The following is a 25,014-nucleotide window of genomic DNA, read 5'->3' on the forward strand; positions in this document are numbered from 1 at the left end:
CTCATGACGGCCCGGCACGGACGGGCAGTACGATGAGTATTCCGTAGCGACCCCGATCGACGTCTGTTCACGAGGATCTTCATGGCCACACTCGCCCAGTGGGTGGAAGGCGCGCGCCTTCGCACCCTCCCCCTCGCTGCCGCGCCCGTGGCGGTGGGCACGGGCGCCGCGCTGGGAGAGCTCGGCGGTCTGCCGCATCTGGTGATCGGCAGCTTCGACGTGGACACCCCTCCGGGCGGGGCGAGCATGCTGGAGGTCTTCAGTCGCGGCCTGCTGGCGCTTATCCTGGCGCTCGGACTGCAGATCGGCACGAACTACGCCAACGATTACTCCGACGGGGTGCGTGGTACGGACGATGAGCGCGTCGGTCCGCTGCGGCTGACCGCCTCGGGCCTGGCGGCACCGGAGACGGTGAAGCGAGCGGCTTTCCTCAGCTTCGGGGTCGCGGCGCTGGCGGGCGTGGCGCTCGTCCTGGTGTCCGGCGCGTGGCTGCTGCTTCCCGTGGGGGCGACGGCCGTCCTGGCCGCCTGGTACTACACCGGGGGGAAACGACCCTACGGGTACCGGGGGCTCGGCGAGGTCTTCGTGTTCGTGTACTTCGGCCTGGTGGCGACGGCGGGGACGACATACGCGCAGGTGGGCACCATCCCGCTGAACGCCTGGACGGGGGCCGTCGGGGTGGGGTTGTTCTCCTGCGCAGTGCTGATGATCAACAACATCCGGGATATCGCCACCGACACCGTCAGCGGGAAGCGCACCCTCGCGGTCCGGCTGGGGCAGCAACGCGCCCGCTATGCCTACGCCGCGATGGTCCTGGTCCCGTATGTGCTGCTGATCGTCCCGATCCTCACCGGCACGCCGGCGGTGTTCCTGGCCGTGCTGTCCTTGGCGCTCATGGTCGGCGCGCTGCAGACGGTGCTCTCCGGCGAGGAGGGCCACGCGCTGGTCCCGCCGCTGAAACAGACCGGGATCGCGACGCTGGTCTACGGGTTGCTGCTGGCGCTGGGACTGGCGCTGTAACGCTCACGGGTCGGTCGCTGCTGGCGCTGTAAACCGGGCCGGGTGCTGCGGGGGAGGCGCTGGCGGGTGCCCGCCGGTCTGCCCTCAACGTCCGGCGCCCGGGTGGTCAGCTCAGTTTGTCCTCGGCGTTCTCGTCCGTGCCGGCCCGCTTGGCGCGGCGCTGCTCGGTGCGGGCCACCATGCGCTGCACCATCTGCTCACGCAGAGGCCCCAGCAGCAGGAAGCTCAGCAGCGCGGAGATGACGATCGCGGCCACCAGCGTCAGCAGCGTCAGATCCGCGATCAGCCACAGCACGCCCAGCACGACGGCGAAGAGACCGAGCCGGGCGAGGCTGTACAGGAAGACCGTTTTCATGACGTCTAGCCTATCGTCCGAAGCTGAACGGCAGCGCCGGACGGCGGGGTCCGCGCCGTTCCCGCGGAGTCCGGGAGGCCATGCCCGCAGACCCGAGGATGAGAGCGGCCGGATCGCAGCCGAGGCGGGCCTCCGGTGCCCGGTACCTCTTCGCCGCCTCCCAGGGTGGTGCTTTAGCATGGATGCATGGCACGACTCCTCTGGCTCGCAGCGGTGATCCTGATCTCCGTGACGATCTACGCCGTGATCGACTGCGCCCGGCGGGACCGCTCGGAGGTCAAGGCCATGCCCAAGAGTGCCTGGCTGCTGGTCATCATCCTGCTGCCGGCCATCGGGGTGATCATGTGGTTCGCGTTCGGCCGTTCCTACGGGAAGCAGGTCCGGCCGCCGGTGGCTCCCGACGATGACCCGGAGTTCCTGCGCAAGCTCGCGGAGCAGAGCAGCTGGGAAGCACAGCGCAACCAGCGCCGCGCCGCCGCGGAACAGCACGCCGAACAGGAGCCTGCGGAGCAGGACCCGGCTCAGGACGACGATCCCGGCGTCCCGGACGAGAGCGACCCCGAGGACGACGACGGCCCTAGCGGCCAGGGCAGCCCCGGCCGGCCGAAGGGCCAGCACGAGGACCGCGACGCGGAGAACTGACCGCAGGCCGACACCGGTGACCGTGCGTGGCCGTGCGCAGCCGCCGGGCCAGACGAAGGTCTCTGTGGTGCGGGAGAAGCTGCTGCGGGACGCCGCTGGGTGCGAGGTTTTTCAGTAATACCAGGGGAAACGGCTCCAGTCGGGATCGCGCTTCTGAAGGAACGCGTCCCGGCCCTCTACCGCCTCGTCGGTCATATAGCCCAGCCGGGTGGCCTCCCCGGCGAACACCTGCTGGCCCATCAGGCCGTCGTCCACCAGATTGAACGCGAATTTCAGCATCCGTTGCGCGTTCGGCGACTTGCCGAGGATCTCCTGCGCCATCTCCAGCGCCGCCTCCTCCAGCTCCGCGTGGGGGGCCACCTCGTTCACCGCGCCCATCCGGTGCATGTCCTCGGCGGTATAGGTGCGGCCCAGGAAGAAGATCTCCCGGGCGAACTTCTGCCCCACCATCTTGGCCAGATAGGCCGAACCGTAGCCCGCATCGTAGGATCCGACATCGGCGTCCGTCTGCTTGAACCGGGCGTGCTCCCGGCTGGCGATGGTCAGATCGCACACCACGTGCAAGCTGTGGCCGCCACCTGCCGCCCAGCCGGGCACGACGGCGATGACGATCTTCGGCATGGTGCGGATGAGCCGCTGCACCTCCAGGATGTGCAGCCGCCCGGCCCGTGCCGGATCCACCGTCTCCGCGGTCTCACCCGAGGCGTACTGGTAGCCCGAACGGCCACGGATGCGCTGATCGCCCCCGGAGCAGAACGCCCAGCCGCCGTCCTTGACGCTGGGGCCGTTGCCGGTCAGCAGCACCACGCCCACATCCGGGGTCTGCCGGGCGTGATCCAGGGCGCGGTACAGCTCGTCCACCGTATGGGGGCGGAACGCATTGCGCACCTCCGGCCGGTGGAAGGCGATCCGCACGCAGCCGATGTCCTTCCCCGTCTGCGGGTCCACTGCCCGGTGGTAGGTGATGTCGGTGAAGTCGAAACCGTTGACCTCGCGCCAGCGGGAGGGGTCGAAGATCTCGGAGACCTGCGTCGTAGCTGCCATGCGCCCAAGCCTAGCTAGGGTGGGACCATGAACGCGCATCCCGATCCCGGCGTCGCATCCGGGCCGGTCTCCGGTGCGTCCCCGGTCGCCGGGCTCAGCGGGACCGATGGAGCCGGCACGCTCGCCGCGGAGACGCCCGGTCCCTACGGGGCTCTTCCCGCCGGTCTGACCGGCGAACTGCCGCGGGACGTCAGGGAGCTGTTCTCCCGGATCCACGTCGTCTCCATCCCGATGGTGATGAGATTCCGTGGCGTGGACACCCGTACCGCGATGCTGCTGCGCGGGCCGGCCGGCTGGGCGGAGTTCTCCCCGTTCGAGGAGTATCCACCGCCAGAGGCCGCCCGGTGGTTCGCCGCGGCGCTCGAACGCGCCTACGTCCCCGGCCCCGCCGGAACGGTGCGCGACCAGGTGCCGGTCAACGCCACCGTCCCGTCCTGCGACCCCGAGGAGGTGCCGCGGGTGCTCGCGCGTTTCCCGGGGTGCACGACCGCCAAGGTCAAGGTGGCGCAGGCCGGCGTGCCGCTGGAAGCGGACATCGCGCGAGTCGCTGCCGTCCGCCGCGAGCTCGGCCAGGACGGCGTCATCCGGGTGGATGCCAACGGCGGGTGGTCCCTCGCCGAGGCGAAGCGGGCGCTGCGGCGCCTCGCGGAGTTCGGCCTGCAGTACGCAGAGCAGCCCTGCGCCGCGGTGGAGGACCTGGCGGCGTTGCGAGCGGAACTCGCCGAGGCGGGCATCGGCGTCCCCATCGCCGCCGACGAGTCGATCCGCCGGGCCGAGGACCCCATGAGGGTGGCACGCCTGCAGGCAGCGGACTACATCGTCGTCAAGGTCCAGCCGCTGGGCGGGATCGCTCAGGCCAGGCACATCGTCGCCCAGACCGGGCTGCCCGCGGTGGTGTCCTCGGCGCTGGACACCTCCATCGGCATCGCCGCCGGGGTGGAGCTGGCTGCGCTGCTGCCGCCCGGCCCGGACGGGGAACCGCTCGCCTGCGGCCTCGGCACGGTGGGACTGCTGCGCGGCGATGTCGCCGATCCCTCCCTGCGGCCCTCCGGCGGCATGCTCCCGGTCACCCGGCCGGACGCCGATGACGCCCTCCTGGAGCGCTACCGTGCCGATCCTGGCACAGCAGAGGCGTGGCTGGCTCGGGCGCAGGCATGCTGGGAGCTGATCCGTCGTACGCCGGGCGGGGAGGCCCGCGGTCACGACCACGCTTCGTGAGGAAGGGAACCCAGTCGCGATGACACAGTCCCCGGGGCCGCACCCCCACGCCCCGCAGCCGGGTCCGGGCAGGCCGCATCAGCACCCCGGATCCGGCGCAGCCGGAGAGGGTCCGCCGGGCGCATCCGGCGGCGGCGCACCGCAACATCCAGGCTACGGCCCGCCGGAGTTCCCTGCCGCAGGCGGATATGGCGGGCCGCTTCCCCCGTGGTCAGGTCCGGGCGGACCGCATGCCCCGGCCGGATCCGGCGCCGCGCCGGGACGTCCTTCCGGTGGCGCCGGACGGACTGGAAAGGCCGGGAACGGGCCGCTCATCATGGGCGTCTCCGGCGGGATCCTGCTCGCCGGCGGCATCGTGCTGATGGTCTTCGCGATCCTCTCCTTCGTCCGGATCATCCCCCTGGGGGTGCTCCAGCAGGACGGCAGCCCCGGCGGCGACGCCCTCGCGCACACGGCTGCACCGGGTCGGATGACCGCCGAACTCCAGGAAGGCCAGACCTACTTCATCTACCTGGCCCGCTCGGCTGCGGACCCGCGGGCCAGGTTCGATCAGCGCCCCGTGGTCACCGGGCCGTCCGGGGACCCCTATGAGAGCGGCCCGGCCACTGTCAGCTCGAACTCTGCCCTGCGGGGCACCGAGGCGACAGTGGAGGCTTCCTTCGTCGCCCGGGAGAGCGGGCTGCACACCATCGATGTGCCCCAGCCGGAGCCGGCGCAGACGGAGGTCACGGCGATCCTGACCCTGGGCGAATCGACCGGCGGTTTCCTCTCCGGGCTCTTCGGCACGGTGGGAAGCGTCTTCACCGCGATCGTCGCCGGCGCCCTCGGGCTGACGCTGCTGGTGGCCGGGGTGATCTGGGGTTTCGCGCGCCGCCGCTGAGCCCGCCTTTCGGCCAGCCCCGGCGTGCCCAGTCCACGAGTGTCCAGCCCCAGGAATGCTCAATCCAGCGGGGGTGCGTCTGCCGTGCGTGTTCCGGCGAGTCGGGCGAGGGCGTCCTGTGGGCTAGCCCTGCGGGATGCGTTCGGCCAGGATCACCCGGTGGGCCGGGCCGATGCGGGTGTAGAACAACGTCGCGCTCCCCGGCCCATCCAGCCGCAGCTGCTTGCGGACCTGTTCCGGGACGATGTCCGCGCCCCGCTTCTTGATCTCCACCGTGCCGATGCCCTCCTCGCGCAGCCGGTCCCGCACGGCGCGCACGTTCATCGGCAGCACGTCCCGCACCTGCCAGACCGCCGCCAGGGGCGAGCGGACCAGCCGGTCGGAGCTCAGGTAGGCGATCGAGGGATGGAGCTGATGCGCTTCGAAGGGACCGGCCAGGGCGCCGACGAGTCCCGCCCGGATGATCGCGCCGTCGGGCTCGTAGAGATATCCGGCCGGCTCCCCGGCGGGCACATCACCCTGCGGCAGCTGTTCCTCGTTCAGTTCGATGCTCTCCCCGTCGCCGAGGACCAAGGCCGTCCGCCGGGCGGAGCCGTGGCGCGCCGCGCCGAACCACAGCGCCACCTCCACCACATCGCCGCCGTGCGAGACCCACTGCGCCTGCGCGTCCTCGGGGATCGCGTCGTGAGGCAGGGCCGGCCCGAGCTTGATGCCTGCCGCGCGCACCTCACGCGCCGCGCCGACGGCCCAGGACAGCGGCGGTGAGAACGCCTCGGGGTCGAACAGGCGCGCGGCCTCACCACGGCTGCGCCGGCCCCTCGCCTGCCGTCTGGCGGGGTCCAGCCACAGCCCGTCAGCCTGCCCCAGATCGAAGTCCTCTGCTGCGCCCTGCCGCGCGACGGCGTTGTCGAAGTGGCGCAGATTGAAGGTGGCGATGGCGGCGGTGACCTCATCGGCGTCCACGGCGGTGACCCGCGGCGCTAGCCCGGCCAGGGCCATCGCGTCCCCGCCGATTCCGCAGCCCAGATCCGCGATGTGCTCACAGCCGGCGGCCGTCAGCCGGTGGGCGTGCCTGGCGGCCACGGGGAGCCGGGTGGCCTGCTCCAGCCCGTCCCGGGTGAAGAGCATGTCCTGGGCGAACTCCCCGAACTTGGCCCTGGCCGCCTGCCGCAGCTGGGCCTGGGTGAGCGCGGCGGAGACCAGCGCGGGGGAGTGCCCCTCCTTCCGGAGGCGTTCGCCCTGTGCCAGCGAATCCGAGGAGCTGTATTCGCCGATCTCCATCAGCAGCCGGTAGCCCTCCGGCGTCAGCAGTTCCGCAAGTCCTTCCCTGTCCACCCGGTCAAGCCTACGCGTCCTGAGGGTCCTGGCGTGCGCGGTCTCCCGCGTCCGCGTCTGCTCGGGCGCGGGCCCGGTGCTCCTCGTCTGCTGGGGTCGTGCCCGCTGCGCGGAGGCCTAGACTGCTGGATGTGGATCTCCTTCTCACCCCCAATGACATCCGGCGCATCGCCGGGGCGCTCGATCTGAAGCCCACCAAGCAGTGGGGGCAGAACTTCGTGATCGACCCCAACACCGTGCGGCGGATCGTGGCGGCGGCAGGGGTGCGCGAGGGCGACCACATCGTCGAAGTGGGCCCCGGCATCGGCTCCCTGACCCTCGGTCTGTTGGAGGCCGGCTGCCGGGTCACCGCCGTGGAGATCGACCCCGCCCTGGCACGGGCTCTTCCCGAGACGGTCCGGGGCCGCAGCCCGGAGGCCGCCGCGCGCCTGCGGGTGCTGCATGCGGACGCCCTGCGCATCACCCGGGACGAGCTCGCCGGCGGCGGGGCGGACCCGAGGGCGCTGGTGGCGAATCTGCCCTACAACGTCTCCGTACCGGTGCTATTGCATATGCTCGCAGAGGTCCCCGGGCTGGAACGCGTGCTGGTGATGGTGCAGGCCGAGGTGGCGGATCGGCTCGCCGCGCCGCCGGGCTCGCGCGTCTACGGCGTGCCCAGCGTGAAGGCCCAGTGGTACGCCGAAGTCAGCCGAGCCGGCTCGATCGGCAGGAACGTCTTCTGGCCGGCGCCTCGCGTCGACTCGGGTCTGGTCGCTTTCGACCGGCGCGAGCCTCCCGTCACGACCGCGTCGAGGCCGCAGGTCTTCGCGCTCGTGGACGCCGCGTTCGCGCAGCGCCGCAAGACCCTGCGCGCCGCGCTGTCCGGGCTCGCCGGGTCCGGCGAAGCCGCCGAGCGGGCACTTCGCGCCGCCGGAGTGGACCCGCGGGCGCGAGGCGAGCAGCTGCGGATCGAGGACTACGCCCGCATCGCCGAGCAGCTCGCCGGCTGAGCGGCCCCGGCGGCAGCGCCCGGGTGGATGCTGAGCGCTCATCCCTGCTTGGTACGGTGGAGACATCGCATGTGAGCGGCGACACATCCGCCCGATGCCGGGGCCCCAGCTGGCGTCGGCGGACATCGCCGGTACGGCCCGCCTGAGGGAGGCATGGATGGCGCAGAGTTCCAGGACGCCGCGCGCCGTGACCGCGAGCGCCCCCGGCCGGATCACCCTCTCCCTCCGGGTGGGACCGCGCGCCGCCGACGGCTACCATCCCGTGGCGAGCGTCTTCCAGGCGGTCGGCCTGACGGACTACGTGACGGTCAAGCCCGCCGATGACTGGTCCGTGCACTACGACGGGCCCTTCGCCACTGACCGTCTCCCCGCCGACGAGACCGACCTGGCGATGCGCGCCGCTCGGCTGCTGGCCGGCCGCTTCGCGCGGGTGCGCCGGCCGTGCCGCATCGAGGTGGAGAAGAACATCCCGGCCGAGGCCGGCCTGGGCAGCGGCCCCGCCGATGCCGCCGCCACCCTCGTGGCCTGTGCCCAGCTGTGGGGTCTGGAGCTCAGCCGCGCCGAGCTGCACGGCCTGGCCTCCGAGCTCGGCGCCGATGTGCCCTTCGCCCTGGCCGGCGGCACCGCCCTGGGCACCAGCCGGGGCGACCGGCTCACCACGCTGCTGTGCCGCGGCGCCTACACCTGGGTGCTCGTCCTCTCCGACGCCCGCCTGCCTACGCCGTCGGTGTACCGGCGGCTCGACGATCTGCGGGAGAGCCGGCGCATCCGCGATCCCGAGGCCGCACCGGACCTGCTCCAGGCGCTCGCCTCAGGCGACGCCGCGCATCTCGCCGCCGAGCTGGTCAACGACCTCGACCTTCCCGCCCGCAGGATGGCGCCCCTTGTCACCGATGTGCACCGGGCCGGACTCGAGGCCGGCGCCCTGGGCTCGGTGCTGACCGGATCCGGTCCCACCGTCGCGCTGCTGGCCCGGGACGCGGCGCACGCCCTGGAACTGTCCGTCATGCTCTCGGCCACGCCCGATGTGACCGCGGTGCTCAGAACCACCGGCCCCCGCCCGGGTGCTCGCGTGATGCGCCGGTGAGCGCCACTGGCACCTCCGCTGCTCGCGGCAGGTGCCAAGGCCGACGTCTTGACGTCGAGAAGCTTGGCCGAGGGTATTCTTGATCCATGGACGAAGTGGATCGGATCGTTGCGGCCTGGCGGCGCGAGCGGCCCGACCTCGAGGTCAGCCCGATGGAGATCCTCTCCCGGGTCTCGCGCCTGTCCCGGCAGCTGGACCTGGCGCGGAAGTCCACCTTCGCCCAGCACGGTCTGGAGGTGTGGGCCTTCGACGTGCTCTCGGCGCTCCGCCGCTCCGGTGAGCCGTACCAGCTCACCCCGTCCCAGCTGCTCACGCAGACCCTCGTCACCTCCGGGACGATGACCAATCGCATCGACCGCCTGGTGGCAGCCGGTCTCGTGGAGCGGCACCCGGACCCCTACGATCGCCGCGGAGTCCTGGTGCGCCTGACCGATGCGGGAAAGTCCAAGGTGGACAACTCCCTGCAGGACCTGCTGGTTCACGAGCAGGAGCTCCTGGCGGGACTCACCGCGGCGCAGCGCAAGCGTCTGGCCGAGCTGCTGCGGAGCCTGTCGACCGGTTTCGAGAACTGACCCTGCCCGGCGGATGCTCCGCGGCGCCCCGGGTGCTGCTGCGCGCATCACCGGCTGCGACGGGACCCGGTGTTGTCCGCGCCCGTGACGGGGTCGCCCCGCCTCACCCGTGTGGTCTGCGTCACAGCAGGCTGTATGCGAAATCCGTGAGGGCGGGCTTAAGGTTGGACTTGGCTGCATGGCAATAAGAGTGAGCGCCACAGCAGGCTCCACGGCGGCGGCAAGGGGAGTGCGGCCGGCCGCGGGCCCTCGGGCGCGAACACGAGACGATAGGACGTGAAGACGTGGATCTGTTCGAGTATCAGGCGCGCGATCTGTTCGAGAAGCACGGCGTGCCCGTGCTCAAGGCCCTCGTGGCCGAGACCCCCGAGCAGGCCGAAGCCGCAGCGGAGCAGCTGGGAGGCGGCACCGTCGTGGTGAAATCCCAGGTGAAGATCGGCGGCCGCGGCAAGGCCGGCGGCGTGAAGCTGGCGAAGAACCCGCAGGAGGCGAAGGCGCGCGCCGAGGAGATCCTCGGCCTGGACATCAAGGGCCACATCACGCGCAAGGTGATGATCGCCCAGGGCGCCGATATCGCCGAGGAGTACTACTTCTCCGTCCTCCTGGACCGCTCGAACCGCACGTACCTCGCCATGGCGTCCAAAGAGGGCGGCATGGAGATCGAGCAGCTCGCCGAAGAGCGCCCCGAGGCGCTGGCTAAGGTCCCGGTCTCCGCGCTGACCGGCATCGACGAGGCCAAGGCCGCGGAGATCGCCGAAGCAGCCGGCTTCGACGCCGAGACCGCCGCCAAGGTGGCTCCCGTCCTGCAGAGCCTGTGGACCGTCTTCGCCGAAGAGGACGCCACCCTCGTGGAGGTCAACCCGCTGGTGAAGACCGGCGACGGCGAGATCATCGCGCTGGACGGCAAGGTGTCCCTGGACGAGAACGCCGAGTTCCGGCAGCCCGGCCATGCCGAGCTCCACGACATCGACGCCACCGACCCCTTGGAGCTCAAGGCCAAGGAGCTCGACCTCAACTACGTGAAGCTCGACGGCGAGGTCGGCATCATCGGCAACGGCGCAGGCCTGGTGATGTCCACCCTCGACGTCGTCGCCTACGCCGGCGAAGGCCATGGCGGCGTGAAGCCGGCCAACTTCCTGGACATCGGCGGCGGCGCCTCCGCCGAGGTGATGGCCAACGGCCTGAGCGTGATCCTCTCCGACAGCCAGGTCAAGTCCGTGTTCGTGAACGTCTTCGGCGGCATCACCGCCTGCGACGCCGTCGCCAACGGCATCGTCAAGGCGCTGGAGATCCTCGGCGACGAGGCCACCAAGCCGCTCGTGGTCCGCCTGGACGGCAACAACGTGGAGGAGGGACGCCGCATCCTGCAGGATGCCGCGCACCCCCTCGTGACCCTCACCGAGACCATGGACGGCGGCGCGGACAAGGCCGCCGAGCTGGCCGCCGCCAACTGACCGCGCGAGTCTGCGAAGAGCTTAGGGAGAACAAGAGACATGTCGATTTTCCTCAACAAGGATTCCCGCGTCATCGTCCAGGGCATCACCGGCGGCGAGGGCAGCAAGCACACCGCCCGCATGCTCGCGGCCGGCACCGCCATCGTCGGCGGGGTCAACGCCCGCAAGGTCGGCACCACCGTGACTCATAAGGACAAGGACGGCAACGACGTCGAGCTGCCGGTGTTCGGCACCGTCGTGGAGGCGATGGAGACGACCGGCGCCGATGTCTCGGTCGCTTTCGTGCCGCCGGCGTTCGCCAAGGACGCCGCCAAGGAGGCCATCGACGCGGAGATCGGCCTGCTGGTGGTCATCACCGAGGGCATCCCGGTGCAGGATTCTGCCGAGTTCTGGGCCTACGCCCAGCAGAAGGGCGGCAAGACCCGCATCATCGGCCCCAACTGCCCCGGCATCATCACTCCGGAGGAAGCCCTGGCGGGCATCACCCCGGCGAACATCACCGGCAAGGGCCCCATCGGCCTGGTGTCGAAGTCCGGCACCCTGACCTACCAGATGATGTACGAGCTGCGGGACATCGGATTCTCCACCGCCATCGGCATCGGCGGGGACCCGGTCATCGGCACCACCCACATCGACGCCCTGGAGGCCTTCGAGGCCGATCCGGAGACGCAGGCGATCGTGATGATCGGCGAGATCGGCGGCGACGCGGAGGAGCGCGCGGCGGAGTTCATCAAGCAGAACGTCACCAAGCCGGTCGTCGGCTACGTCGCCGGCTTCACCGCGCCGGAGGGCAAGACCATGGGCCACGCCGGCGCCATCGTCTCCGGCTCGTCCGGTACGGCGCAGGCGAAGAAGGAGGCCCTGGAAGCCGCGGGGGTCAAGGTCGGCAAGACCCCGTCCGAGACCGCGCGGCTCCTGCGCGAGCTGCTCGGCTGAGACGAGCCGGCTGAGACGAGCGCCCGTGCGCCCGCAGGCGGGACAGCGCCCCGCCACGGGGCTCCCCGCCACGGGCGGACAGAGCGTAGATCTGCGCACGAGATGACGGCGCCTCCCCGGGGAACTCTCACCGGGGAGGCGCCGTCGTCTCGTCTCATGTGCCCGTCGCCGCATGCAGCCTGTTCATCGGCGCACTGCCCGGCCATCCGCCGGGCAGCTGGTGAGCACGCTTCGCGACTTCCTCGCCATCCTGCGTGCCGGTGGGCAGGCCGGGCCGCGAGCGGGCTTCGCGGTGGGCGGGCCGGCGATGGTGCCAGCCGGGCAGCGTCGCGTCGCTTTCGCCAGCCGGCGTTCGCTCAGTCTGTGTTCGCTCAGTCGGCCTTCACGGAGACGACCGGCTTGGACGAGCCCAGGATGATCCGCTGCGCGGTGGAACCCATGATGAGCTTGCCCACGGGAGAGCGCTTCCGGGAGCCGATCACGATGATCGACACGTCTGCGGTCTCTGCCGCCTGCAGGATCTCCTCCGCAGCGTCGTTGCCGCGGACGTACTGCTTCAGGTCGAAGGCCACGCCGGACTTCTTGAGGATGTCCAGGACATGGTCCTTCTGCTGCTCCGTGGCGATGCCCGGGTCGTCGTGCTCCCGGCCCTCGCCGGCGTTGAGCACCAGGACGTCCTCACCGAACGCCTTGGCCTGCCGGATGCCGAAATGTACCGCGGCCTCACCTTCGGGGGTGGGGGAATAGCCGATCAGAACTGTCATCATGTCCTCCTTTGGAACGGCGGGCGGGCATCGGCGGGCCGCGCCGGCGTTCAGACCGCGCCCCTGCGCACCGCCGCCTCCATCATATCCACGGATGCCGCTCTGACCAGGGGCATAGCGGGGACGAGTAGAGTCCCAGGTGATGGGACGACACCCGAGGCGGGGCCGCGCCGGCTCCGCGTGGAGGAGGAACGCATGACCGGACTGGACTTCGGCACGCTGGTGCTCGGCGGCAACGTCTTCGGCTGGACGGCGGACAGGGAGGAGAGCTTCCGCATCCTGGACGCCTTCGTGGCGGCGGGCGGGAAGTCCATCGACACCGCCGATGTCTACTCGGCCTGGGCGGAAGGCAACTCCGGCGGGGAGTCGGAGACGATCATCGGTGAGTGGCTGGCCTCCCGGGGCAACCGCGAATCCGTCGTCCTGGCGACCAAGGTGTTCCAGCACCCCCAGCGGCCCGGCCTGTCCCCGGGCAATGTCCGGCAGGCAGTCGAGGATTCGCTGCGACGGCTGCGCACCGACTACGTGGATCTGTACTACGCCCACCGTGACGATCCGGATGTCCCGCAGGAGGAGTACATCGCGGTCTTCGACGAGCTGGTCCGCGCGGGCAAGGTGCGCGAGGTCGGCGCCACCACGTTCACGGCGGCACGGCTGCGTTCGGCGGTGAAGATCGCCAAGGACAACGGCCTGACCCCGTTCACCGTCTCCCAGGACCCCTACAACCTGGTGGAGCGCGGCATCGAGGCCGATGTCCTCCCGGCGGTGCAGGAACTCGGCCTGGTGGAGCTTCCGTACTGGTCCCTCGCATCGGGCTTCCTGACCGGCAAATACCGCCCGGGAAAGGAGGTCGACTCGGTGCGCGCGGGCAAGGCCGCGGGCTATCTGGACGAGCCGCGCAACCTCATGCTGCTGGGCCTGCTGGACGAACTCGCCGCCGAACGCGGCGTCAGCATGGCCGCGGTCGCCCTGGCATGGCTTCGCACCCGTCCCGCGGTTCCGGCGCCGATCGCCTCGGCGCGTACGGTGGAGCAGCTGCCTGCACTGGTGGAGTCGATGGACCTGGACCTGACTGCGGATGAGATCGTCGCTTTGAACGATGCCTCCTCGCGCGGCTGAATGACGCCGATGAACGCCGACGCCGGTCGTCCAGGCAGCGGGCCCGCGCGCCTGGCGCTGGAGTACCTGACCGGCAGGCTGGACGGGACCCTCGACCTCTCCGGCAGGCCCCTCCGGGAGGGCGAATCCCAGGCCCGGCCCGGGTGGCGGCAGGTGGCGCTCATCGACGCCCCCGATGAGCGCTGGGAGAACTGGCTGCCGCAGCATGGGATCACGCGGATACGCCGATGGGACCAGGAGCTTCACCTGCCCGGCACGGCCGTTCACCCGGCCTCCGCGGCAGACCGCCAGCCCGGCGGAACCGACGTGGCCAGCGCAGGAGAGACCGCCGGTGCGGGGCCGCGGGGACTGGTGAGCCGCGGACTGACCGCGGCGCTGGCGGGCGCGGAGCTGGTGCTGCTGCGCGTCCCCAAGGACCGTGGCCTGTTCCGCGCCTACCTCGACGCCGCCAGGCAGCTGGCGCCGGGCGCCCTCGTGGTGGCCGCCGGTGCGATCAAGCACATGGACCCCAGCTTCACCGAGGACATGCGCGCCCGGTTCCCGCGCGTGGACGTCTCTCCGGCGGCGCACAAGGCCCGGCTGCTCATCGCCGGCGACCCCGCCGCCGGAGACCGGACGGTTCCGGTCACTGCGCAGGAGACGCTCGCCGCCGCGCAACCGGCCGGCTGGGAGCATCCGGTCGATATCCGCATCGACGCCGAGTCCGGCCTGACGGTGCATGCGCTGCACGGCACTTTCCACGGCGCGGGCGTCGATGCCGGCAGCAGGTTGCTGACCCGCGCGCTGGCGCAGGCCTTTCGCGCGAGCACCCCCCGGCCGCGGAGCGTCGTGGAACTGGGCTGCGGCAACGGCTGGCTGTCCGCATGGCTGGCACGGCAGCTGCGCCCAGACCACCTATGGGCTTGCGACGTCTCCCGGCTGGCAGTGGACTCCACCGCCCGCACACTCGCCGCGAACGGTCTCACTGTGCCCGATGCCGATGCCGATGCCGATGCCGACGTCGATGCCGGTGCCGCCGATGAGCCTGCCGTCGCGGACAGCGGCGGTCCCCGTATCCGGGTCGTGCTCGACGACGTGCTCGCCTCCTTCCCTGCCGCCGCGCTGCACCCCGGGGGTGGCTGGCCGGCACCGGACCTGCTCGTGTGCAATCCGCCGTTCCACACCGGAGCTGCGGTGGACACCTCGGCTGCCCAGCGCATGATCCGCGCCGCCGGCGAGGTGCTCGCTCCCGACGGCGTCGCGGTCTTCGTCTACAACTCGCATCTGCGGTACCGGCCCGTGCTGGAGCGGTGGATCGGCCCGGTCGAGCAGCTGGCCCGGGACCGCAGGTTCACCGTCGTCGCCGCTTCGGGCCGCTACCGGGCGCGAAACGCCCCCGAAGTAGGATGACACTGCACCACTAGCTCAACCCCAACCGAAGCATCGAGTAAGGAAACAGCAGCGTGTGTGGAATCGCCGGTGAGATCACCTATGGCCGTAAGCCGGATCTGGACGCCCTGGAGCGGATGTCCCGGTGCCTGGAGCCGCGAGGCCCCGACGGAAGCGGGATCTGGCAGGACGGGAACATCGCGTTCGCGCACCGGCGGCTGGCGATCATCGACCTCTCCCAGGCCGGCGCGCAGCCTTTCGTGGACGAGGAGACGGGCCTGTCGATCGTCTTCAACGGGTGCATCTACAACTACCCCAAGCTGCGCGAGGAACTGATCTCCCGCGGTCACAGCTTCCGCTCACACAGCGACACCGAGGTCATCCTGAAGGCCTACCGCGAATGGGGCGAGTCCTTCGTGGACCGGCTGATCGGGATGTTCGCCTTCGCGCTGACCGAGATCGGCTCCGGCCGGGTCCTGCTGGGCCGCGACCGCCTGGGCATCAAGCCGCTGTACTACGCGCAGGTGGACGGCGGGCTGCGCTTCGCCTCGACCCTGCCGGCGCTGCTCCAGGCCGGCGGCGTGGACACCCGGATCGACCCCGAGGCGCTGCACTCCTACATGACCTTCCATTCCGTGGTGCCGGCGCCGCGCACCATCCTGACCGGCGTCCGCAAGCTCCCCCCGGCCACGCTGAAGTGGATCGAACCGGACGGCCGCTCCCAGGAGAAGCTCTACTGGGAGGCCTCCTTCACCCGCCGGGAGGAGTACGCCGGGTGGAGCGAGGAAGACTGGCAGGACGCCGTCCTGGAGGCGCTCCGGGTGGCGGTCCGCCGGCGTCTGGTCGCCGACGTCCCGGTCGGCTGCCTGCTCTCGGGCGGCCTCGACTCCAGCCTCATCGTCGGCCTCCTGGCCGAGGAAGGGCAGCACGGGCTCAACACCTTCTCCATCGGCTTCGAGGCCGCCGGGGGAGAGGAGGGCGACGAGTTCCGCTACTCCGACATCATCGCCGAGCACTACGGCACCTCGCACCACCAGATCCGCATCGACACCGCCCGGATGCTGCCCGCGCTGGACGACGCCATCGGCGCCATGGCCGAACCCATGGTCAGCCACGACGCGGTGGCGTTCTACCTGCTCAGCCAGGAGGTCGCCAAGCACGTCAAGGTCGTGCAGTCCGGGCAGGGCGCCGATGAGGTGTTCGCCGGCTACCACTGGTACCCGCCGATGCACGCCGCAGGCAGCGACCTGGACGAGGCGGTGGCGCGCTACCGGGGAGCGTTCTTCGACCGCAGCCACGAGGAGATGGCGCAGCTGGTCACGGCTCCGGCGCTCGCGGCCGCCGATGTCTCCGGCGAATTCGTCCGTGCCCACTTCGCCCGGGCCGGCGCCCAGACCGGCGTGGACCGGGCACTGCGACTGGACACCACGGTGATGCTGGTCGACGACCCGGTCAAGAGGGTCGACAATATGACGATGGCGCACGGCCTCGAAGCGCGCGTGCCGTTCCTGGACCACGAACTGGTGGAACTGGCCGCGGCCTGCCCGCCGGAGCTGAAGACCGCGCAGGAGGGCAAAGGCGTGCTCAAGGAAGCCGCCCGGAAAGTGATTCCCGCGGCGGTCATCGACCGGCCCAAGGGGTACTTCCCGGTGCCGGCACTCAAGCATCTGCAGGGCCCGTACCTGGAGATGGTCCGTGAGGCCGTGATCGGGCCGGCGGCGCAGGAGCGCAAGCTCTTCGAGCCGCGAGCGGTGCAGGCGCTGCTGGAAGCGCCCAACGACAACCTCACCCCGCTGAGGGGCAACCGGCTCTGGCAGATCGGCCTCCTGCAGCTCTGGCTCGACAAGCACGGCATCACGGGAGCAGCCGCATGAAGAACGAGGCGATCCTGGACTTGGGCTGGGGCCGCCTGGTCTTCGGCCAGACCTTCGACGACGTCGAGAAGATCGGTGACGTCCTGCGGGACGAGACCACCGGGCGCCGAGACATCTGCATGTACCTGGAGGACGCCCACATCCTGGTGGCGCTCCATCCCCAGGAGTACTTCATCGACCCGAGCATCACCCTGCGCCGCCGGCTCACCGATCTGGACGCGCCACGGGACACCGGCCTGACGATCCGCGAGGTCGCCTCCTACCAGGAGTGCGAGGCGATCTCGCGGATCTACATCAGCTGCGGCATGGTGCCTGCCGACCCCCAGGTGATCTGGGACAACGCCCGCACCAATCCTGCCGTGACCTATCTCGTCGCGGTGGACCCGGCCGGCGGCGAGGTCAAGGGCACCGTGACCGGCGTGGACCACGTGGCGCTGTTCGAGGATCCGGACAACGGCTCGAGCCTGTGGTGCCTGGCGGTGGATCCGGAGGCCTCGCAACCGGGCATCGGCACGGCCCTGGTGATGGACCTGCTGCACCGGTTCGCCGATGCCGGCCGGGCGCAGCTGGACCTGTCCGTCATCCACGACAACGACTCCGCCCTGAAGCTGTACCGCAAACTGGGTTTCAGCCGGGTCCCGGTGTACGGCCTCAAACGGAAGAACGCCATCAACGAGCCGCTGTTCTCCAAGCAGGCCGAGGACCAGGTGGAGAACCTCAACCCCTACGCCCGGATCATCGCAGACGAGGCGGCCCGCCGCGGCATCCGCGTCACCGTGCTGGACGCGGACACCGGCTACATGCAGCTGGAGCACGGCGGGCGGACCGTCATCACCCGCGAGTCCCTGTCCCAGTACACCACCGCCGTGGCGATGAGCCGCTGCGACGACAAGCGGGTGGCGCGCAAGGTCGTCGCCAAGGCCGGGATCAAGGTCCCGCGTTCGGTGACCGCCGCGTTCGACGAATCCGACGAAGCGTTCCTGCGCGAGGTCGGTTCCGTCGTGGTCAAACCGGCCCGCGGTGAGCAGGGGGTGGGCATCACCATCGGCGTGAAGAGCCCAGAGCAACTGCAGGAGGCCCTGGGCCGGGCCGGCGGGCCGGGCACGGAGATCCTCCTGGAGGAGTTCTGCGAAGGCGAGGATCTGCGCATCGTGGTGATCGACGGCAAGGTCGTCGCCGCGGCGGTCCGGCGCCCGGCAGCGGTGATCGGCACCGGCCAGCACACCATCACCGAGCTGATCGAGGCGCAGAGCCGCCGCCGCTCCGCCCAGACCGGCGGCGAGTCGCGCATTCCGCTGGACTCCCTGACCGAGGCCACCGTCAAGGAGGAGGGCTGGAGCCTGGACGACGTCCTGCCGGCGGGGCAGCGGCTCCAGGTGCGGCGCACCGCGAACCTGCACACCGGCGGCACCATCCACGACGTCACCGCCAAACTCAACCCCGTGCTGGCCGAGGCGGCCGTCACCTGCGCGGAGGCCATCGGCATCCCGGTCACTGGAATTGACTTCCTCGTGCCCGATGTGGAGGGTGAGGACTACGTGTTCATCGAGGCCAACGAGCGCCCCGGGCTGGCCAACCATGAGCCCCAGCCGGTGCCGCAGGCGTTCATCGACTACCTCTTCCCGAACACGCGTCGCACGCCGTGGGCCTGGCAGCCGCCGGCCCCCACCTCCGATCAGCACAGCACGGGAAGGTCGTAAGTGACCGAGCTCTACCGCAATCCGAACGAGAACGCCGAGGAGTACGCTCCAGCCGAGCCGATCACCCAGGAGACGCCCAGCCCGCTGGACATCGACCGGGACTGGCTCGTCGGCGTCCTGGTCCGGCTTCTGCAGACTCCCAGCCCCACCGGGCGCACGGACGCGGTGATGCAGTTCGTCGGCGATATGTTCACCCGGCTCGGGGTCCCGTTCACCCTGACCCGGCGCGGCGCCCTGGTGGCGGAACTCCCCGGCGAGCCCAGCCCGGCCGACACCGCCGAGCGGGCCATCGTGGTGCACGCCGACACCATCGGCTGCATGGTGCAGCGGCTCAAACCCAACGGCCGGCTGGAGCTGACACCCATCGGCACCCACTCCGCCCGGTTCGCCGCCGGCGCCCGGGTGAAGCTCTTCGTCGACGGTCCCGACCGGGTGTACACCGGCACGGTGCTGCCGCTGATGGCCTCCGGGCACCGCTACAACGATGCCGTCGACAGCCAGCCCGGCGACTGGGAGCACGTCGAACTGCGCATCGACGAGCCCGCAGAGAACATTGAGGACCTGCGCCGGCTCGGCGTCCAGGTGGGCGATTTCGTGGCGCTCGTGGCCACACCGGAGGTCACCGACAGCGGCTACATCGTCTCCCGGCATCTGGACGGCAAGGCGGGCGTGGCCGCCGCGCTCGCGGTCGCCAAGGCGATCACGGAGAACGGCATCGTCCTGCCGCACAAGACGAACATCATGGTGACCATCAGCGAAGAGGTCGGTCACGGCGCCAGCCACGGCCTGGTCGACTCCGTCGCCGAGCTGGTCTCGCTGGACAACGCCGTCGTCGCCCCCGAGCAGGAGTCCATCGAAGACGGTGTGACGCTTCTCATGGCGGACCTCCACGGCCCCTACGACTACCACCTGACCCGGCGGCTGCACAGCCTGGCTCACAGCGGCGACATCCCCTGCGTGCGCGACGTGTTCCGGCATTACCGCTCCGATGCGGCCGCCGCGATCGAAGCCGGCGCCGGCACTCGCGCGGCGCTGCTGGGCTTCGGCGTCGACGGCAGCCACGGCTGGGAGCGCACCACCATCGCCTCCGTCGAGGCCGTCGCCCGCCTGGTCACCATGTGGCTGCGCACCAAGCTCACCTTCGCCAAATGGGACGCCAGCCCGGAGGGCGAGCTGGAGGGCTTCCCCTCCGCGCTGCAGCCGGCACCGGTGGAGCGCTGGACGCGCCTGGCGCCCGATGAGCATCCGGCCGGTCAGGACGACTGAGCGTCCGGGCATCACGTCCTCAGCGGGTGCCCAGGCGGCCTCGGGTACGATGGTCCAGTTGTCCAGAGCGATTGATACCCAGGATCCCAGTGCGGGCCACGGCCGCGCGCACGCCAAGGTCATACTCTTCGGCGAGCACGCGGTCGTCTACGGCTACCCCGCCATCGCCGTGCCGTTGCACGGCCTGTCGGTGTACGCTCAGGCCGCCTGGACTTCAGGCCCCTCGCGCGTGGACTCCTCCTATCTGGGCGATCCGGCCACCCGCCGGCCCGGCGCCGATGCGATCCCGCTGACCGCCGTCGCCGCCGCCCGGGCGCACTTCGGCCTGGAGCCGGGCATCGCCGTCGACGTGGACAGCGCCGTGCCGCCCGGCCGTGGGCTGGGCTCCTCCGCGGCCACCTCCACCGCCATCGTGCGGGCCATCGCCGATCTGGCCGGGGTGCCGCTGGGCGAGGAGCTCTGCTTCGAACTAGTGCAGCACGCCGAACGCGTCGCCCATGGCACGCCGAGCGGACTCGACGCCCGCGCGACCGCGGCCGAAGGCCCCATCCGCTTCCAGTCCGGCAGCGCCCACCGGCTGGGCGTGCGCACCACCGCGCACTTCCTCGTCGCCGACACCGGCGTGCACGGCAACACCCGCTCCGCCGTCGCCGATGTCCGCGCCCACCTGACGGCGCACCCGCAGCAGGGTCGCGCGGCGCTGGAACGGCTGGGCGCCATCAGCGGTCAGGTGGAGCAGGTCTTCGGCGGGGCCGACGGCGTGACGCAGCTGGGCGATCTGATGAACGAGGCGCAGGAACTGCTGGCCGGTCTGGGCGTCTCCAGCAAGGAGATCGACCGGCTCGCCACCGCCGGCCTGGCCGCGGGCGGGCTCGGGGCGAAACTCTCAGGTGGCGGCCAGGGCGGCTGCGTCGTCGTGCTGCTTCCCGGGGAAGAGGCCTCTGCTACGGTTGAACAGGCGCTCCGGGAGGCCGGCGCTGCAGGCATCTATCGTTTCGACACCAGGATGTTTCAGCCTTGACGACTACCTTCACCGCCGTGGCGCATCCCAATATCGCTCTCATCAAATACTGGGGCAAGAGCGATGAGGAACTGATCCTCCCGGCGAGCCCGAGCTTCTCCATGACGCTGGACGCCTATCCGACGACCACCACCGTGCGGCTGGACGCCACCGCGGCGGAGGACTCGCTGTCCCTGGACGGCCGTGCGGCCGGCGCCGGGCAGCGCGCCCGGGTGAGCGCCTTCCTCGACCTGGTGCGGCAGCGTGCCGGCCGCCGGGAGCGCGTCGTCGTCGAGTCTCGTAACACGGTGCCCACGGGTGCCGGGCTGGCCTCGTCCGCTGCCGGGTTCGCCGCCCTGGCGGGGGCCGCCTCCGCCGCTTTCGGGCTCGATCTCGATCTGGAGGAACTCTCCCGGCTGGCGCGTCGCGGCTCGGGCTCTGCCTCCCGCTCGGTGCATCCGGGCTTCGCGCTGTGGCGCACCGGCGATGACGCCGGCTCTTACGCCGAGGGACTCGATGCCGGTGATCTCGATGCCGCGCTCGTCATCGTCGTGCTCAACGACGCGGCCAAGGCGGTGTCCTCCCGGGTGGCGATGCGCGCCACCGCGGAGACCTCGCCGTTCTACTCCGCCTGGCTCCAGGCCAGCAACGACGACCTGGACCAGATGCTCGCCGCCTTCGAAGCCCGCGACCTCGACGGCATGGGACAGGTGGCCGAGCGCAACGCCCTGCGGATGCACGCGTCCATGCTGGGCGCGGTCCCCCCGATCCGTTACCTGGGCGCCGACTCGTTCACGGTGCTCGACGCCGTGGCCGCGCTGCGGGCTGAGGGCCTGACCGCCTACGCCACGATGGACGCCGGCCCGAACGTGAAGGTGCTGTGCCCGGCCGGGCAGGCTTCCCGCATCGCCGAGGCCCTGGCGCGGGTGGTGCCCGCTGCGAGCATCATCACCGCCGGCATGGGGCCCGGCGTGCGGGTGTACTCCGGCGAGACCGCCGGCGGCCCCGGGGAGCCCGCGGCTGACCCCGCCTCTCGCGTTCGGCCCCGGACGCGACCGGCGCCGGAAACCGGAAGCGGGGTCGCTGGGGCCGACGGGCAGGAGGTCGCCAGGTGATCCGCAGCCAGGCCGCCGGCAAGCTGTTCGTGGCGGGAGAGTACGCCGTCGTCGAGCCGGGCAACCCGAGCGTGCTCGTGGCGGTGGACCGCTTCGTCTCCGTCGAACTGACTCCGAGCGTGGACCAGGGACGGATCCACTCGGACCAGTACGGGCGTCAGCCCCTGGTGTGGCGACGCGATGCCGGCCGCATCGTGCTGGAGCGGCAGGACCGCCCCGCCGATTACGTCCCGGTCGCCATCGACACCGTTGAGCGGTTCGCCGCCGAGCGGGGCACCTCCCTGTCCTTCTACGAGCTGGCCATCACGAGCGAGCTCGACGACGTCAACGGACGCAAGTTCGGCCTGGGCTCCTCCGCGGCGGTGACGGTCGCCACGGTCCGGGCGGTCGCCGAGTACTACGGCCTCGACCTGACGCCCCTGGAGGTGTTCAAGCTCTCCCTGCTGGCCACCATCGACGTCAACCCGCGGGCCTCCGGCGGGGACATCGCCGCGAGCGTCTTCGGCGGCTGGATCGCCTACTCCGCTCCCGACCGGGAGGCGCTGGCCGCCCGGCTGCGCACCGAGAGCGTCGCCGCCATCGTCGGTTCCGACTGGCCCGATCTGTCCGTGCGCCGGGTCAGCGCGCCGCGCTCGCTGCGCCTCGTGGTCGGCTGGACCGGAGAGCCGGCGTCCACCTCCCGGTACGTCTCCGAGCTGTCGGGCAGGCAGTGGCGGCAGTCCGCGCACTACGAACGGTTCCTGGACGCCTCGGGCGCATGCGTGAGCGGGCTGATCGCGGCGCTGGACGCCGACGACGCGCCCGGCGCCCTGCGGTCCATCCGCACCGCCCGCGGCCTGCTCTCCGAGCTGAGCACGGCGGCGTCCCTGAACATCGAGACTCCCGAGCTGGCGGCGCTGTGCCGCGCCGCGGAGGCCGTCGGAGGTGCGGGGAAGCCCTCCGGCGCCGGTGGCGGGGACTGCGGCATCGCCCTGCTGCCGGCCGAGGCGGATCTCGCCCCGCTGTTGCGGCGCTGGGAGCAGGAGGACATCCGCCACCTGGCGCTTCAGGTGCACCCGCCCGAGGGTGAGCCGGAATGACCGCCGAGCGCAAGGACCAGCACATCGAGCTGGCCCTTGCCCAGCAGCCCGGCATCGGCGCCAACGACTTCGACGCGGTCCGGTTCGTCCACCACGCCCTGGCCGGCGGCGATGTGGCCGCGGTGGACCTGCGCACCTCGTTCGCCGGCGTCCACTGGCCGGTGCCGCTGTACATCAACGGCATGACCGGCGGCAGTGCCCGCGCCGGTGAGGTCAACCACGGCCTGGCCATCGCCGCCCGGGAGACCGGCGTGCCGATCGCCTCCGGCTCCATGAGCGCGTATTTCAAGGATCCGTCGCAGGCGGACACCTACCGGGTGCTGCGCCGGGAGAACCCGGACGGTTTCGTGCTGGCGAACATCAACGCCGAGACCAGCGTGGAGCAGGCCCGCCGCGGGATCGAGCTGCTGGCGGCCGACGCGCTGCAGATCCACATCAACGCGGTGCAGGAGACGGCGATGCCGGAGGGCGACCGGGCCTTCTCGCACTGGCCGGAGCGGATCGCCGAGCTGGCGGCGGGAGCCGGTGTGCCCGTCGTGGTCAAGGAGGTCGGGTTCGGCCTGAGCCGGCGCACCCTGGAGCGGCTGCGGGACCTGGGGGTGCCGGCCGCCGATGTCGCGGGCCGGGGCGGCACCGATTTCGCCCGGATCGAGAACGACCGGCGGCGACTGGGCGAGTTCGCCTACCTGTCCGGCTGGGGGCAGTCCGCGCCCGCGTGCCTGCTGGAGGCCGGCGGCCTGGACGGCATCGACGTGCTCGGCTCCGGCGGGGTCCGGCATCCGCTGGACGTCGTGCGCGCCCTCGCCCTGGGGGCCGCGGCGGTGGGGGTGTCCGGGAGGTTCCTGGCCGTGCTGGTGCAGGAGGGTACCGAGGCGCTGATCGCGGAGATCCGCCGCTGGCAGGGGCAGCTGACCCAGCTGATGGCGCTGCTGGGCGCGGTGGACGTTCCCTCGCTGCGCCGCACCGATGTGCTGATCACCGGGGAGCTGGCGGAGTACTGCCGGCTCCGCGGCATCGACGTGACCGGACTGGCGCGGCGCAGCGGGACCTGAGCGCATGGCGCTGGAACGACGGCTTTCGGCGTAGAGGCCGTCAGCCAAGGAGGGGGAGGACGATGAGCGAGGCGAACACGACGGACGTGACGAGCGCGGCGGTACCGCTGAAGTGGGTGGGACCGGTGCGGGTCACCATCGACGGCGCCACCGAGGAGCTGGAGATTCCGCTGGCGACCTATGAGACCACCCTGTGGCCCTCGGTCAAGCGGGGCGGGCGCATCTCCACCCTGGCGGAGAAGGGCATCGTCGCCACCATCGTCGACGAGCGGATGACCCGCTCGGTGCTGTTCGAGGCGGAGGGCGCGGGAGCCGCCCACGCCGCCTGGCAGCGCATCAACGACGCCCGTGCCGAGCTGCAGGACGTCGTGGCCGGCAGCAGCCGGTTCGCGCGGCTGATCGACCTGAACGTGGAGATCGCCGCGAACCTGCTCTTCGTGCGGTTCGAGTTCACCACCGGGGACGCGGCCGGGCACAATATGGTCACCCTGGCCGCTGACCGGCTGATGGAGCACATCCTGCGGACCGTCCCGGGCCTGCGCTACGAGTCGATCTCCGGGAACTACTGCAGTGACAAGAAGGCGACCGCGGTGAACGGGATCCTCGGGCGCGGCAAGAACGTCATCACCGAGCTGCTCGTCCCGCGTGAGCACGTCGAACGGCGCCTGCACACCACCCCGGAGAAGATCGAGGCGCTCAACGTCCGCAAGAACCTGATCGGGTCCATCATGGCCGGCAGCCTGCGTTCGGCGAACGCGCACTACGCGAATATGCTGCTGGCGTTCTACCTGGCCACGGGCCAGGACGCCGCGAACATCGTGGAGGGATCCCAGGGGCTCACGCACGCGGAGGTCCGCGACGGCGACCTCTACTTCTCCTGCACCGTGCCCAGCGTGATCGTCGGGACCGTCGGCAACGGCAAGGATCTGGCCTTTGTGGGGGAGAATCTTCAGCGCATAGGATGCAAGGACGAGCGCGAGCCCGGGCAGAACGCCCGGCGCCTGGCGGCTCTCGTCGGAGCAGCGGTGCTCTGCGGGGAGCTCTCGCTCATGGCGGCGCAGACGAACCCGGGTGAGCTGATGAACGCTCACCTGCGGTTCGAGCGCTAGGGGTCGTTCCGCCTCGCCGCCGCTGTTCCCGCCGGA

23 protein-coding genes are annotated in these 25,014 nt (G+C 71.1%); 19 read left to right on the forward strand and 4 right to left on the reverse strand.

What is annotated here, in order from left to right:
- Positions 1 to 81 precede the first annotated feature (81 nt).
- The gene (locus IEW13_RS00465) at positions 82 to 1,020 is read left to right on the forward strand and encodes a 1,4-dihydroxy-2-naphthoate polyprenyltransferase (RefSeq protein WP_188548961.1); all 939 of its coding nucleotides are present in this window, start codon (positions 82 to 84) and stop codon (positions 1,018 to 1,020) included.
- 106 nt (positions 1,021 to 1,126) lie between these two features.
- On the opposite strand, the gene IEW13_RS00470 is transcribed toward IEW13_RS00465, so the two are convergent.
- Positions 1,127 to 1,375 (reverse strand): DUF4229 domain-containing protein, encoded by a 249-nt coding sequence (locus IEW13_RS00470; RefSeq protein WP_188548962.1) that lies wholly within the window; start codon positions 1,373 to 1,375, stop codon positions 1,127 to 1,129.
- A gap of 186 nt (positions 1,376 to 1,561) precedes the next feature.
- Here IEW13_RS00470 and IEW13_RS00475 point away from each other — a divergent pair, with 186 nt between their 5' ends.
- Positions 1,562 to 2,017, forward strand: a complete 456-nt coding sequence (locus tag IEW13_RS00475; RefSeq protein WP_188548963.1) for a PLD nuclease N-terminal domain-containing protein — start codon at positions 1,562 to 1,564, stop codon at positions 2,015 to 2,017.
- 111 nt (positions 2,018 to 2,128) lie between these two features.
- On the opposite strand, the gene IEW13_RS00480 is transcribed toward IEW13_RS00475, so the two are convergent.
- Entirely contained in the window at positions 2,129 to 3,061 is a 933-nt protein-coding gene (locus tag IEW13_RS00480; RefSeq protein WP_188548964.1) for a 1,4-dihydroxy-2-naphthoyl-CoA synthase, read from the reverse strand.
- A gap of 27 nt (positions 3,062 to 3,088) precedes the next feature.
- On the opposite strand from IEW13_RS00480, the gene IEW13_RS00485 reads away from it, so the two are divergent.
- Together IEW13_RS00485 and IEW13_RS00490 are read left to right on the forward strand one after the other, a co-directional pair.
- Positions 3,089 to 4,279: an o-succinylbenzoate synthase gene (locus IEW13_RS00485; RefSeq protein WP_188548965.1), complete on the forward strand. Its 1,191-nt coding sequence runs from the start codon at positions 3,089 to 3,091 to the stop codon at positions 4,277 to 4,279.
- A gap of 316 nt (positions 4,280 to 4,595) precedes the next feature.
- Positions 4,596 to 5,159 (forward strand): hypothetical protein, encoded by a 564-nt coding sequence (locus IEW13_RS00490; protein WP_188548966.1) that lies wholly within the window; start codon positions 4,596 to 4,598, stop codon positions 5,157 to 5,159.
- A gap of 123 nt (positions 5,160 to 5,282) precedes the next feature.
- Here the strand turns inward: IEW13_RS00490 and IEW13_RS00495 are convergent, their stop codons facing one another.
- On the reverse strand, positions 5,283 to 6,494 hold the full coding sequence (locus IEW13_RS00495; protein WP_188548967.1) for a class I SAM-dependent methyltransferase: 1,212 nt from the start codon (positions 6,492 to 6,494) through the stop codon (positions 5,283 to 5,285).
- 131 nt (positions 6,495 to 6,625) lie between these two features.
- Between IEW13_RS00495 and rsmA the strand changes: the two genes are divergently transcribed.
- From rsmA to sucD, 5 genes are all read left to right on the forward strand, one after another.
- Positions 6,626 to 7,483 (forward strand): 16S rRNA (adenine(1518)-N(6)/adenine(1519)-N(6))-dimethyltransferase RsmA, encoded by an 858-nt coding sequence (gene rsmA, locus IEW13_RS00500; protein WP_229744830.1) that lies wholly within the window; start codon positions 6,626 to 6,628, stop codon positions 7,481 to 7,483.
- A gap of 94 nt (positions 7,484 to 7,577) precedes the next feature.
- Positions 7,578 to 8,570 (forward strand): 4-(cytidine 5'-diphospho)-2-C-methyl-D-erythritol kinase, encoded by a 993-nt coding sequence (locus IEW13_RS00505; RefSeq protein WP_229744831.1) that lies wholly within the window; start codon positions 7,578 to 7,580, stop codon positions 8,568 to 8,570.
- A gap of 86 nt (positions 8,571 to 8,656) precedes the next feature.
- Positions 8,657 to 9,142 (forward strand): MarR family winged helix-turn-helix transcriptional regulator, encoded by a 486-nt coding sequence (locus tag IEW13_RS00510; protein ID WP_188548968.1) that lies wholly within the window; start codon positions 8,657 to 8,659, stop codon positions 9,140 to 9,142.
- Between the two features lie 284 nt (positions 9,143 to 9,426).
- Positions 9,427 to 10,596 (forward strand): ADP-forming succinate--CoA ligase subunit beta, encoded by a 1,170-nt coding sequence (sucC, locus tag IEW13_RS00515; protein WP_188548969.1) that lies wholly within the window; start codon positions 9,427 to 9,429, stop codon positions 10,594 to 10,596.
- A gap of 39 nt (positions 10,597 to 10,635) precedes the next feature.
- Positions 10,636 to 11,532: a succinate--CoA ligase subunit alpha gene (sucD, locus tag IEW13_RS00520; RefSeq protein ID WP_188548970.1), complete on the forward strand. Its 897-nt coding sequence runs from the start codon at positions 10,636 to 10,638 to the stop codon at positions 11,530 to 11,532.
- Between the two features lie 371 nt (positions 11,533 to 11,903).
- Here the strand turns inward: sucD and IEW13_RS00525 are convergent, their stop codons facing one another.
- Positions 11,904 to 12,299, reverse strand: coding sequence for a universal stress protein (locus tag IEW13_RS00525; protein WP_229744832.1), 396 nt, complete (start codon positions 12,297 to 12,299; stop codon positions 11,904 to 11,906).
- Between the two features lie 192 nt (positions 12,300 to 12,491).
- On the opposite strand from IEW13_RS00525, the gene IEW13_RS00530 reads away from it, so the two are divergent.
- From IEW13_RS00530 to IEW13_RS00575, 10 genes are all read left to right on the forward strand, one after another.
- Entirely contained in the window at positions 12,492 to 13,415 is a 924-nt protein-coding gene (locus tag IEW13_RS00530) for an aldo/keto reductase (RefSeq protein ID WP_188548971.1), read from the forward strand.
- A 9-nt stretch (positions 13,416 to 13,424) separates the two neighbouring features.
- The gene (locus IEW13_RS00535; RefSeq protein WP_188548972.1) at positions 13,425 to 14,804 is read left to right on the forward strand and encodes a class I SAM-dependent methyltransferase; all 1,380 of its coding nucleotides are present in this window, start codon (positions 13,425 to 13,427) and stop codon (positions 14,802 to 14,804) included.
- Positions 14,805 to 14,857: 53 nt separating this feature from the next.
- The gene (locus IEW13_RS00540; RefSeq protein WP_188548973.1) at positions 14,858 to 16,657 is read left to right on the forward strand and encodes an N-acetylglutaminylglutamine amidotransferase; all 1,800 of its coding nucleotides are present in this window, start codon (positions 14,858 to 14,860) and stop codon (positions 16,655 to 16,657) included.
- Positions 16,654 to 18,357 carry an N-acetylglutaminylglutamine synthetase gene (gene ngg / locus IEW13_RS00545; protein WP_188548974.1) on the forward strand — a complete coding sequence of 568 codons (1,704 nt, stop codon included), beginning with the start codon at positions 16,654 to 16,656 and terminating at the stop codon, positions 18,355 to 18,357. Before IEW13_RS00540 ends, ngg begins: the two co-directional genes overlap by 4 nt.
- Positions 18,358 to 19,623: an osmoprotectant NAGGN system M42 family peptidase gene (locus tag IEW13_RS00550; protein WP_229744833.1), complete on the forward strand. Its 1,266-nt coding sequence runs from the start codon at positions 18,358 to 18,360 to the stop codon at positions 19,621 to 19,623.
- A 58-nt stretch (positions 19,624 to 19,681) separates the two neighbouring features.
- Entirely contained in the window at positions 19,682 to 20,644 is a 963-nt protein-coding gene (gene mvk / locus IEW13_RS00555; protein ID WP_188548975.1) for a mevalonate kinase, read from the forward strand.
- The gene (gene mvaD, locus IEW13_RS00560; protein WP_188548976.1) at positions 20,641 to 21,738 is read left to right on the forward strand and encodes a diphosphomevalonate decarboxylase; all 1,098 of its coding nucleotides are present in this window, start codon (positions 20,641 to 20,643) and stop codon (positions 21,736 to 21,738) included. The genes mvk and mvaD overlap by 4 nt, the downstream gene beginning before the upstream one ends.
- Positions 21,735 to 22,817, forward strand: coding sequence for a phosphomevalonate kinase (locus IEW13_RS00565; protein WP_188548977.1), 1,083 nt, complete (start codon positions 21,735 to 21,737; stop codon positions 22,815 to 22,817). Before mvaD ends, IEW13_RS00565 begins: the two co-directional genes overlap by 4 nt.
- Positions 22,814 to 23,869: a type 2 isopentenyl-diphosphate Delta-isomerase gene (fni, locus tag IEW13_RS00570; protein ID WP_188548978.1), complete on the forward strand. Its 1,056-nt coding sequence runs from the start codon at positions 22,814 to 22,816 to the stop codon at positions 23,867 to 23,869. The genes IEW13_RS00565 and fni overlap by 4 nt, the downstream gene beginning before the upstream one ends.
- Positions 23,870 to 23,931: 62 nt before the next feature.
- Positions 23,932 to 24,978, forward strand: coding sequence for a hydroxymethylglutaryl-coenzyme A reductase family protein (locus tag IEW13_RS00575; protein WP_188548979.1), 1,047 nt, complete (start codon positions 23,932 to 23,934; stop codon positions 24,976 to 24,978).
- Positions 24,979 to 25,014: the final 36 nt, after the last annotated feature.

It is taken from the genome of Sediminivirga luteola (genome assembly GCF_014639315.1).
Taxonomy (GTDB): Bacteria; Actinomycetota; Actinomycetes; order Actinomycetales; family Brevibacteriaceae; genus Sediminivirga; species Sediminivirga luteola.